12 protein-coding genes and 1 pseudogene are annotated in these 11,509 nt (G+C 50.0%); all 13 read right to left on the reverse strand.

Annotation, left to right across the window (positions count from 1 at the left end):
* Positions 1-35: 35 nt before the first annotated feature.
* Positions 36-722 (reverse strand): hypothetical protein, encoded by a 687-nt coding sequence (locus KQI79_RS23450; protein WP_216540744.1) that lies wholly within the window; start codon positions 720-722, stop codon positions 36-38.
* Positions 719-1,285 carry a PilN domain-containing protein gene (locus tag KQI79_RS23455; RefSeq protein WP_216540745.1) on the reverse strand — a complete coding sequence of 189 codons (567 nt, stop codon included), beginning with the start codon at positions 1,283-1,285 and terminating at the stop codon, positions 719-721. Before KQI79_RS23455 ends, KQI79_RS23450 begins: the two co-directional genes overlap by 4 nt.
* Positions 1,286-2,302, reverse strand: coding sequence for a type IV pilus biogenesis protein PilM (pilM, locus tag KQI79_RS23460; RefSeq protein ID WP_216540746.1), 1,017 nt, complete (start codon positions 2,300-2,302; stop codon positions 1,286-1,288).
* A gap of 13 nt (positions 2,303-2,315) precedes the next feature.
* A pseudogene (locus tag KQI79_RS27840) lies at positions 2,316-2,543 on the reverse strand (prepilin peptidase); the annotation flags it as partial.
* Between the two features lie 72 nt (positions 2,544-2,615).
* The gene (locus tag KQI79_RS23465) at positions 2,616-3,374 is read right to left on the reverse strand and encodes a prepilin peptidase (protein ID WP_216540747.1); all 759 of its coding nucleotides are present in this window, start codon (positions 3,372-3,374) and stop codon (positions 2,616-2,618) included.
* 47 nt (positions 3,375-3,421) lie between these two features.
* Positions 3,422-3,943: a type II secretion system protein gene (locus KQI79_RS23470; RefSeq protein ID WP_216540748.1), complete on the reverse strand. Its 522-nt coding sequence runs from the start codon at positions 3,941-3,943 to the stop codon at positions 3,422-3,424.
* Between the two features lie 33 nt (positions 3,944-3,976).
* Positions 3,977-4,420, reverse strand: a complete 444-nt coding sequence (locus KQI79_RS23475) for a prepilin-type N-terminal cleavage/methylation domain-containing protein (protein WP_216540749.1) — start codon at positions 4,418-4,420, stop codon at positions 3,977-3,979.
* A gap of 69 nt (positions 4,421-4,489) precedes the next feature.
* Positions 4,490-5,698: a type II secretion system F family protein gene (locus tag KQI79_RS23480; RefSeq protein WP_216540750.1), complete on the reverse strand. Its 1,209-nt coding sequence runs from the start codon at positions 5,696-5,698 to the stop codon at positions 4,490-4,492.
* A complete protein-coding gene (locus KQI79_RS23485) occupies positions 5,698-6,732 on the reverse strand; it encodes a type IV pilus twitching motility protein PilT (RefSeq protein ID WP_216540751.1) in 1,035 nt (344 codons plus the stop codon). Before KQI79_RS23485 ends, KQI79_RS23480 begins: the two co-directional genes overlap by 1 nt.
* 15 nt (positions 6,733-6,747) lie before the next feature.
* Positions 6,748-8,409, reverse strand: coding sequence for a GspE/PulE family protein (locus KQI79_RS23490; protein WP_216540752.1), 1,662 nt, complete (start codon positions 8,407-8,409; stop codon positions 6,748-6,750).
* 47 nt (positions 8,410-8,456) lie between these two features.
* On the reverse strand, positions 8,457-9,020 hold the full coding sequence (locus KQI79_RS23495) for a PilW family protein (protein ID WP_216540753.1): 564 nt from the start codon (positions 9,018-9,020) through the stop codon (positions 8,457-8,459).
* 54 nt (positions 9,021-9,074) lie between these two features.
* Positions 9,075-9,551 (reverse strand): carbohydrate-binding protein, encoded by a 477-nt coding sequence (locus tag KQI79_RS23500; protein ID WP_216540754.1) that lies wholly within the window; start codon positions 9,549-9,551, stop codon positions 9,075-9,077.
* Positions 9,552-9,571: 20 nt separating this feature from the next.
* On the reverse strand, positions 9,572-10,675 hold the full coding sequence (locus KQI79_RS23505) for a DUF7305 domain-containing protein (RefSeq protein WP_216540755.1): 1,104 nt from the start codon (positions 10,673-10,675) through the stop codon (positions 9,572-9,574).
* Positions 10,676-11,509: the final 834 nt, after the last annotated feature.

The following is an 11,509-nucleotide window of genomic DNA, read 5'->3' on the forward strand; positions in this document are numbered from 1 at the left end:
CTTTTCACCTTCGCTTTCACGTTCTAGTCGCAGCATTATTCGCTCGTTTCTTCGATTTGCTTCTTATCTATTTTGATAGGATTCGTCTTGGCCGCAGGACCGGGAAAAACAGCCTTTGGAAGCCGATCCTCGATCCCGTCAAGCTGAGGCGCGTAAAAAACGGAAACCGTTAGTTGATAAACGTCTGCAGCACTGTCAAACGATAAAGAATCCACGTTCACGATGCGTTCCAAACCTTCCAGGTCCATGATGAATTGCCGCATCCGTTCATATGACGGCGATTGTACCGCCATCCCCAGCGACACTTTGTACAATGGGAGCGAATCCGTCTTGCTTTCTTCGGCCGCGGCCGCATCTGCCGTGCCAATGGTTTTGTTCCAATCATCGAACGAAATCTCCGAATAGCTTACGCCGATACTGTCGATCGTATTGCCTGACGATTGTTCCACCGATCTCACATTTACGATCAGTTGGTCGACAAAAGATTCAAGCGGCACTTGACGCTGCATTTGCAAGCTTTCCTCTGTGCTTAACTTTATTTGTTCGTTGATTTGACTGCCGATCGCCTCCAGCATCTTCATGTCCGCTTCGATCTTCGCCGTTAGCTTGTCCACTTCTTCCTTCACCGGACTGACCGCTTTCCAGTATGTAAAGAGCAGGGCGGCAACGATAAGAACGGACAACGCCGTCAGGATCAAAATTCTGACTTGCCTCGCGCTCATCCCGTTCCATCCCCTTTCATCCGCAGAAAACGGTCTCTTTTCAACTGAATATTGAAATCTGCCCGGTAAAGCGCCGCATTGCCCTCCTCTTCCCTGGCAATCGAATGGATCGTCACGCTCTGAACCCAATCCTCGTACGTTAATTGATGGAGATATTGGGCCGTATCGTCCAAACCGTTAAATTGCGCGGAAAGCAAAATCGCGCCCGTATCCTGATAAGCGAACGTACTGAAAAACCCGCTTGCCGGCAACGCAGCCGTCAGCTCGTCGAGGATGCTTGCCGTTTGAACGGGCCATTGCTTAACGGCGTTAATCATCGACACATACCGCTCGATATCCGATTTGGCGGCAGCTTCCTGAAGCTTCTGCGTTTCGATTTCAATCTGTTCCGCAATTTTGGCGCTTTCGGCTTGTTTCGCATCCCTCTGTTTCGCAAGAGACAGATATTGATAATAGAGCAGTCCTCCGCCAATCAAGCCGATGGCGAGCACGATTGTCAGCACGATCGCGAACCAAATGCTTCTCTGATCCTTCTGCGGGAGCAGGTTGATTTCGCTAAGCATTTACGCTCCCCCCTTTAACGACAGGCCCAATGCCAAATAATATTTCGGGGAAAATAATTCTTGCGGCTCCGTCTCGGACCAATGGCCGGAAAAAGTAAACGGAACTTTCCCGAAATGCTGCTGCAGATGTTCGGCGATATTGTCAAGGTACGGGTAATCCCCGGTTAAGACGATCGTTTCGATCTCATCGTCTCCTTGATCGATCGAAGCATAGTAAAAGTTGATGAATCGCTGAATTTCTTCCATGATGACTTTGACTTCATATTGCAAATGCGTCAAGTCGCCGTTCCAAACCGTCGTCAAGGCGCCCGTTCGATCGACGGAGGTCTCCCAACTGTCGGCGGATAAGTTCATTTTGAATTGGCGGACAAGCAGCAATTTATGTTTATGGAAAATGCTTGCCGTGACGGTATGCAGATCGAATTGGACGGACAACGTCGGCGCTTCCACGGGAAGCTCGAATCCTGGCTCCTTGCCCGCTTGGTAGAACAACCGGTATACGGCCAAGGGAGAAATGTCGGCGGCAACGGGCTTCAGAGCGGCGCTCTCCAACAGTTGCGCGTACTGCGCAACGATATGTTCGGGCGCGGCAAACAGCAAAATTTCTTTCTTCTCTTCGTTCGTTTCGAGAAAGTCAAAATCGAAGATCGGATCTTCGAACGGCAAATGAATTCTGGAACCCAACTCAAGGTATAGGTAGCCTTTGATTTCTTCATCCGCCACATGCGGCGGAATATCGAATTTGCGGACGATCACGAACGGATCGGGAATGACGAACTGAACTTCCCTGTTCGAAATGTTCCATCTGCGCACGCAATCTTTTACTATCAAGCGCAACCGGTCCGGTTCGACGATTTTCCCTTCGCGAACGATATCCGGAGCCAGACGATATTCGCCGAAGGCCATCGGCCCGTATAAACTCGGTTTCTTCGCATCGACGTAACGAATGACGTGGTCTTTAATGACCAAATTCACCATTTTTTTCTTCTTATAGGATTGTTTCCGGCTTGCTTTCATATTTACTCCCCCACTATGTCATAAGGAACTGGAAATACCACGCTATCAGTTCTTCTCCCCATAAATAAGCGGTCATTGCGCCTAATGCGATGAAGGGGCCGAATGGCATCGGCCGTCCTCTGCGAACTTTGCCGAGCATTATTCCAACGGCGCCGATAAGCGTTCCATACAATGTGGAGAAGAAAAAAGCCAGCAAAATCCCTTTCCATCCCAAGACGAGGCCCAGGACGGCGAACAATTTCTAATGACCAAATTCACCATTTTTTTCTTCTTATAGGATTGTTTCCGGCTTGCTTTCATATTTACTCCCCCACTATGTCATAAGGAACTGGAAATACCACGCTATCAGTTCTTCTCCCCATAAATAAGCGGTCATTGCGCCTAATGCGATGAAGGGGCCGAATGGCATCGGCCGTCCTCTGCGAACTTTGCCGAGCATTATTCCAACGGCGCCGATAAGCGTTCCATACAATGTGGAGAAGAAAAAAGCCAGCAAAATCCCTTTCCATCCCAAGACGAGGCCCAGGACGGCGAACAATTTCATATCTCCTCCACCCATGCCGCCTTTGCTGGCGACAGCGATTACAAACAGCAGCGCAAAACCTAGGCCCGCACCAACGAACATATTCCACCAAGGATGCAAAGGAAAAACGATTCGCAAAACAAGAAAAAGAATGGCGAAGACAAGCAACACTTTATCGGGAATCAACATATAGCGTAGATCGGTAATGCATATGACGACGAGCAAAGATATAAGCGTCCAGGCGACGAGCAGTTCGTACGACCAACCGATCAACGCAGGCATGACGGCGAACAGGAGCGCGGTGCCGAGTTCGACGAGCGGGTAGATCGGCGATATGGCCTTTCCGCAGCCGCGGCAGCTTCCCCGGAGCCACAGGTACGAAAACAAGGGAATCAGTTCCGCCGCGCTTAAGGTGCACCGGCACTGCGTACAATGCGAACGCGGCCGGATCATCGACTCGCCTCTCGGAACCCGCAGCCCGACGACATTGTAAAAAGAGCCTAAGCAAAGGCCTGCGGCAAATATAAATATGCTAAATAGCGCTGTCATCGTTCATCCCCTTGTAAGGATTGCACTCCCCCCGGCGGGGGGAGTGTTCAGTTCTGGACTTTCGCCCGCGTTATGCTGTGCTCCTCGACATAATCGCCGACATTGCTTCCGTTGTTGCCGGCCGCGTTGCGTACGCCTCTCTTGCCGTTATCGGTGAACGCGCCGAACTTGTGGCTGGGGCCATCGGCCTCAACCCGGACGTACGTACCGGGGACGGACGGTCCTCCGCCCCCTCCGATTCGCAGTTCGAACGTCTCCGAGCCCGGCTCGTATTGGCCTCCGTCCGGATCCTTCGCTTCATCCAAGTATCCTTCGTCGATCAGCCACTGCAATGGAATGTATACCACATCCCCGCTGGCCGGCGGCCGCACTTCCCGATGGCCGATGACGGCAAGCTTCGCCGAATCGATCATCTGGATAGCATTCGCCGCATGGGCATCCTTCTTCGCATTGTCGATCAGCCCGCCAACGGCCGGGATCGCGATCGCCGCGATTATTCCCAGGATGACGACCACGGCCAGCAGTTCGATCAGGGTCAGCCCCTTTTGATTCCTAACGATACGCTTCATATACGGGCCCCAATTCCAATGAAATATGCAGTGTTATTTCACGGCTGAACGTTTTAATTCATCTTCTGGACCAGTGATCCCGCGAGTGCCATTTGTAAGTGTAACGGAATACGTAAAGGTTCTTGCATCAGTCCCAGCTGTAACAGTTACAGATGAACCATCAACATTGTATGTCCCGCCATCCGGGTCACGCACCGGTTCAAGATAGCCACCTTCTTCAAGTTCTTTTAAAGTTATTGTTTTGGTTCCATTTGCTTCCGGACGAAACTCATCATCACCAAGTACCGCCAATTTCGCCGAATTGATCATCTGCACCGCATTAGCCACATGCGCGTCCTTCTTGCTGTTGTCGATCAGGCCGCCTATGGCCGGAATCGCGATGGCCGCGATAATGCCGAGAATGACGACAACCGCGAGGAGCTCGATTAGCGTGAGTCCCCTTTCATTTTTCACTGCTTGTACCGCTTTTTGATACATGTGAATCCCTCCCATAAATTTTACATAATTTGGTTTATTATAATGTTGCCATTATAACCGTAAGGACGATTACTTCACGTGGTTAAAAATATCGAACATCGGAACGATAATCGACAGGACGATGCCGCCGACCATCGCGGCAAGAAAAATGATCATGAGCGGTTCGATCAAGCCTTTCAACGCATCCGCCGTTGCCTCGACTTCCTTGTCGTAGAAATCCGATATTTTCTCCAGCATGAAATCGAGCGAGCCGGATTGTTCGCCGATCGCGATCATTTGCGTCACCAGCGGCGGGAAAATCCAATGCCGTCGCATCGGTTCCGACAGTGAATTCCCACCCTCGAGCGATGCTCTCGATTCCTTTAACACCCCGACCATCACTTCGTTCATGACGACTTTCTCCACGATCGTCAGCGCATCCAGAATCGGTACGGAGCTTTTAAACAAAGAGTTTAAAGTACGCGTCATGCGGGCGATCGCCGACTTTTGCACCAGTTTCCCGAATATGGGCAATTTCAATAAAGCGTAATCCAAATAGTATTTGCTCGAAGGATTTTGCAAAATTAGCGCGACGCCGATAACGACGCCTAGCAACAGCAACAGCAAGAGCCACCAAAAAGATTGCAGCCAATCGCTGATCGCCAAAACGAATTTCGTAATCGCCGGCAGTTCGGCGTTGAATTGGGCGAACATCGAGGCGAAGGTGGGCACGACGTTCGTCAACAAATAAATGACGACAGCGACCGCCACAATCGCGATAGCAATCGGATATATCAATGCCGATTTCACCTTCTGCATCGAATAATGCAGTTTCTCGAAATAGACGGCCAGACGCTCCAAGGTCTCGTCGAGATTTCCCGACGCTTCCCCCGCTTGAACGAGGTTGATGAACATCGGGGGGAAGATCTTCGCATGACTGGCCGCCGCTTCGGACAACGGCTTGCCCGAGCGCAGCTCCTCCTCCACGTTCAGCAGCGCTTTGCGCAGAGCTTTGCTTTGCGTTTGCTGCGCTAATATTTTCGTCGCTTCCGCTACCGAGACGCCGGCGGCAATTAACGTGGAGAACTGTCTAAGATAGATCACGAAATCCTGATTTTTGACAGGGCTTCCTATCGAAATTTCTTTATTAAACAAGCCTTCTTCCAGTTCGACGATCTCCGAAACGGCGATGCCTTTGCCGCGCAGTTCGACAACCGCGTCTTTTCTGGCGGCGCTTGCAATTTTGCCTTTGCGGGTTTTGCCGAGCCGGTCGCGTCCCACATATTTAAACTGCGCCATTACTTCAACTCCCTAAAGTACGGTTCGGCCGCTTCTCTCGATATCACTCTTTGGTTGATCAGTTCGTTCATCGACATGTCCAGCGTATGCATGCCGTACGCCTTCCCCGTTTGCATAAAATTGGTAATTTGATGGACTTTATGCTCGCGAATCAAATTCGCTACCGCATTCGTGTTGATCAGCAATTCGGTGGCTACGCGTCTCGCTTTATGGTCGATGGTGGGAAATAGCCGTTGAGACAGGATAGCCAACAGGACGGATGCGAGCTGAGCCCGTATTTGCGGCTGTTGATCGGATGGAAAGACGTCCAAAATCCGGTCGATCGTAGCGGGCGCGTTCGGAGTGTGCAATGTGCCTAAGACGAGATGCCCCGTCTCCGCCGCCGTCACCGCAATCGATATCGTCTCCAGATCGCGAAGCTCGCCGACGAGTATGACATCCGGATCTTGCCGCAAGGCCGCCCTCAGACCATTCGTAAAATTATGCGAATCGTTGCCGATTTCGCGTTGATTAATGACGGAATATTGATGTTTATGCAAATATTCGATCGGGTCCTCGAGCGTAATAATATGCTTGCGCATATGTTTGTTCATGTAATCGATCAGTGCGGCGAGCGTCGTCGATTTCCCGCTTCCGGTAGGCCCGGTTACCAGAATGAGCCCTTGCGCTTTCGCGGCAAGCTGGCGCAGCTCCGAGGGCACATGCAAATCTTCCAGCGCGGGAATGTTCGAAGGAATGAGCCGAAGCGCAATGCCGATATTGGAGCGCTGGTAATATACGTTGACGCGAAAACGGGTCAAGCCTCGCAGGCCAAAGGAGAAATCCAATTCCCTCCGTTCTTGCAGGATGTCCCACTGTTCCTTGGTCATGATGCTTTTGGCCATCATAACGGTATCATCCGACGTGAGGCTTTCCGATTCATGCTGCTTCAATTCCCCGTTGACTCTCACGATCGGCGGCACGCCCACCGTAAGATGCAAATCGGATGCTCCTAACTCAAACGCCATCCGGAGCAGCTTGTCCAATCGTTCCATTTCCCCACCCCACCTCTATTCGCTCATGGCTACCCGCAACACTTCTTCCGTCGTCGTATATCCTTCGATCACTTTAATCAAACCGTCGTCGATGAGAAAAATCGTTCCTTTGCTTACCGCGACCTCACGAATCTCTTCCATCGATCGATTGTTCATAATCATGCGCCTGATTTCATCGTCGACAACTAAAATTTCATGCAAGGCAATTCTTCCTTTGTAACCTGTCATATTGCATACGCCGCAACCTTTGCCCCGGAATACCGTCTCGATTTGCAGGTTTCGCTTCTCGCAAATTTCTATCTCCCGCTGCGAAGGAGGCCCGGCTGTCTTGCAATCTTGGCAAATTCGCCGGACAAGCCGTTGCGACACGACGCCCGTCAGCGATGCGGCCACGAGAAAAGGCTCAATCCCCATATCGATTAATCTGGTGACGGTGCTGATCGCATCGTTCGTATGAATCGTGCTTAGGACGAGATGGCCCGTTAACGAGGCGCGGACGGCGATTTCCGCCGTTTCCGTATCGCGAATTTCCCCCACCATCACGATGTTGGGATCCTGGCGCAGAATGGCCCGCAGCCCTTTGGCAAAGGTCATGCCGACGCTCGTATTGACTTGAACTTGATTCACGCCTTCCAGACGATACTCTACAGGATCCTCTACCGTAATGATATTGACATCTGGCGTATTTAAACGATTGAGTGCGGAGTAGAGGGTGGACGATTTCCCGGAACCGGTCGGCCCTGTAATGAGAACGATGCCTGTCGGCTTATCGATCATTTGAATAAATCGTTCATAGTTGATAGGGTGGAAGTTCATTCGCTGCAAATCGATCGCGGAGCTTCCCAGATCGAGAATCCGCATGACGACCTTCTCGCCGTATACTGTCGGAAGGGTGGATACCCGAAGGTCGATCACATTCGCGTCCAAATTCAATTTGATTCGCCCGTCCTGGGGAATGCGAAACTCCGTAATGTTCAGTTGGGCTAAAATTTTAATTCTCGCAACGACCATGCTCAGCATATGTCTCGGAAACTTTCTTTCCGTTCTCAGGATACCGTCGATTCGATAACGGACCAGCACTTCCTTTTCATGAGGATCGATATGAATGTCGCTTGCTTTTTGTTGATAACCTTGAATGATCAGTTGATTGACTAACTTCACAATGGGAGAATGCTCGTCGATGACCTCGTCCTCTTCCTTCTCTTGCCGCTTCAGTTCGGCTCCGAGCAAATCCTCCATATCGTCGGCCAAGCCGTAATATTTATGAATCGATTTTTGAATATCTTCCTTCATTGCGATAGCTACTTCAATTTGAAAGCCGGTCGAGAGCCGTAAATCGTCGATCGCGTAGAAATCCATCGGGTCCGCCATTGCGACCAACAATTTATCCCCCTCTTTTTTCAAAGGAATAAGCTTGTTTCGCTCCGCCGTTTCTTTCGGCACGATATGCAGCAGCTTCGGATCGATCGGGTATTTGAACAGGCTCACATAGGGGATGCCCAACTGGAATTCAAGAACTTCCATCAGTCTTTGCTCGCTAATGAAACCTAGCTCGATCAGAGCTTCCCCCAGCTTTTGATTCGGCTTTTTCCCCGTCAAAGCGGCCTGCAGCTGCTCATGCGTAATGAGACCGGACTCAACGAATAATTCGCCGATTTTTTTGCGCGGTTTCTTCATCGTTTTTCACCTTGAATTTATAGTAGTCGCATCGTTTAATATGGATTTTATGGCAACTTTTTGTAGGCAATCGCTTGATACGGCGCCGTACCCGCAGCCACGATCGAACCGGAATGCAGTTCTATATTGAGCAACGAAATGTTCGTCGCCACTTCAAACGTATTCCGGTCGCTATCGGCTTTGATCGTATAAGTTAGCAATGTGTTTGCGGTAAGATCCTTGTTGAATTCCAATTGATAGATGGCCGGACGGCTTGCATGAGTATCTGCGAGGAGACCGGTGTCGTGAGTCGACGACGACTCGTTGTATCGGTGTTGGACGATGGCTGCCGCGCCGGAATCGAGGCAAATGTAGTTGTAATGGGCCTCTAGGCTAGAGGGGCAGGCAGCAAGCAATTCAACCTTTTCCGCATAGCGCAGTTCGTTGGTAAGGGCCATGGAAGCAAGCCGTACGTTGTCTTGCAGCTCGCTGCGCCGGTTCGCCGAATCGAACGCGCCGACCCCAAACGCGTAGGCGGATACGGCCAGACCGAGAACCAAAGATAGCAGAACCATTCCCGCCAACACTTCGATAAGTGTGATCCCCTTTTGATCCAGTTTCCGTTTTCGCATGGCTCATGCGTCCTCCCGTTACGCCGTTTCCGCAGTCCGTTGAACTGTGCACGGCTATACTTTTACCCACATCTTTGTATTTGTCGAATTCGATGGCGCATTGCCGGCGTTAGATATATGAGGTTGAATGCATTTATACGTTTCCTTGTTGTACCGCACTTGATCGTTTAGCGTATAATGAATGTCCGGCTCCCAAGGAGGAGGCGTTGGAATAAACAAGGTCATATAGCTTCCTTTCGTTCCGTCAATCAAGTTTTCTACCAACTCGCCGTGAATCGTAATAGCGCCATTGCCTGTGCCGACTTTCAAAATATGATCATTCCCCGCCGTCGCAGCTTCGATCGTTTGCCTCGTCGTATGCATCCGTTCGCTGCGCTCGCCGGAAGCCATGATCGCTTGAAACCCGTTCGTGAAAAAACCGAGCAGCACGGTAACCAATATCATAAGCAGGACGATGGAAGCCAACACTTCAATCAATGTAAATCCTCGTTCCTTCCCCCGCTCTCGCTTGTCGATCCTCACCCTATTCACCGCACTTTCTTCCTTCGCGGCTATCCGCCGCTCCATTCGATTCTTTTGAACTTGCGGGTTTCGTTGATCAGGTTGGCGATAGTGGCGTCGTAGGTGACCGTACTAGCTCCGTTGAGCGAAAGATTATTGACAACCATAGCGCCAGTCAATATGAGCGCGCCGTTCGTAGACGTATACTCCGCTTCAGGAGCATATAAGAGCACGCCATCTAGGTTGAACGATCCTGCCAGTTCGATTGAATTCCTGACATGGAGTATCACTTTTTTCTTCTGTGAGTTTTTAATGGTAATAGCGCCTGCCACCTTGATATTGTGTGCATAGATATGAATAATCCCCGTTCCGCCGCCGCCGATAGTGATTGTTGGATCCTTATCCGACTTGAAATCGTTAAAAACGATATGCATATCTTTACTGTCAGTAACATGGATTGCAAAAGTTTCAGGGGATGGGGGCTGAGCTGTAAACGGATCCGGGGAAGTATTATACTCCCCATAATAGCCGGATTGGTTGATGACAGCGCCAATCGGTACTTCAGGCCAGTCCGCAGTATTAGGAAAATCGAGTTTGGGAGGAAATTCGCCTTTATATTGGGGTTTCAGTTCTCCTCCAACTATATTGCTAGTACCGGCACGAATTGATTCGCGAGCAACGACATCGGCACCGCAACACACCATAAAACCTCCCGTGTTTTCGATGTAATCCTCGGCCATAATCGCATTTTCCATATTTGCCCTGGGTTCGTCCAATCCCAGTCGCAATGAAACTTGATTCGTTATATTGCCGACGGTCCCTTGCGAATGAATGACGATCGTATCATGAGGCCCTTTTTTGATTTCGGCGCTAAACGTTCCGTTGCCTAGCGTAACTTCTTGACCGAAGTTCCGGTTCAACTCGTCGATGGCCTTTTCCGTTAACGTCACCGGGTTATAGTTGTCGATCATATATGACGCGACCGCATCGGCTCCCGATTTTGCGATGTAAAAAGCTTGCTCCTTCTTCTCTTGAAACATCGTACGCGAGGCCTGACTCACGCTCACGCCAAGCAAAGCGGTACCGATGATAAATAGCGCCGTCGATAGAATAAACACCAGCGGGAGCGCAGCTCCGCGTTCATTCCGAATCATGCGAAAACCCCATTTCCAGCAATGATTTCAACAATTTGCCGTATGCGTAAACGATAATAGCAAAAAAATACAATTACTGAAATCATTTAGTAAATATTTACCCCATAATTCGAGGTTTTTCCCCCTGAAAAGAGCATTATCGGGAATAAAACTTCGAAAAAAAGGGAGTTTGACGGAATGCCGTGATCTATTGAACTCCCCCCCGCCCTTTTGTCGAAATCCCCCTCGTTCAGAAAAACGATTTTTCAATGAGGCAAATTTGTTTTGCAGCGATGTCGTTTCATTCGGGTTGGCAACAAACTCATGATTCGCCGCCCTTCTACGTCTCTGAGTAAAAGGGATATCGACAGAAGGCGGCATAATAAGCGGAATACCAGGACGCTTGACGACCCGTCAAGTGGGCTAACGAAACGTGTACACGCTAACAGCCCGTAAATCACCTTGTTGCTCGTGTAACGAAACTGAAACACGCTAATGAGGGAAAAAAGGCGATAAAACCGCCGATTTCCAATGAATTGCGATACGTACTTTCGTTAGATTGGGAACGCCTTCGTTTTGAGCCCAATAAGGATTATGAGTTTCGTTAGCGCCATACTAGAGCGTAGGTCTACGCCGATCGCCTTCAAAATGTAGGGAGGTATCCTCTTCTATGCGCAATAAAACCAGTTACCTCACCATTAAGAAAAACGCCTGACGGCGTCCTTTAAGTTCGTGCATCTCCGTTCATACGTACCAAAGTAAGCTGGGGTATGGGGATCTTCTTCCCCTGTCCCCAGTCTACTTTTTCACATCATTTATCCTGTATTCATAGCCATGAACTCCTTTGTAATAATC

This window comes from Paenibacillus sp. MSJ-34, assembly GCF_018918005.1.
GTDB lineage: Bacteria > Bacillota > Bacilli > Paenibacillales > Paenibacillaceae > MSJ-34.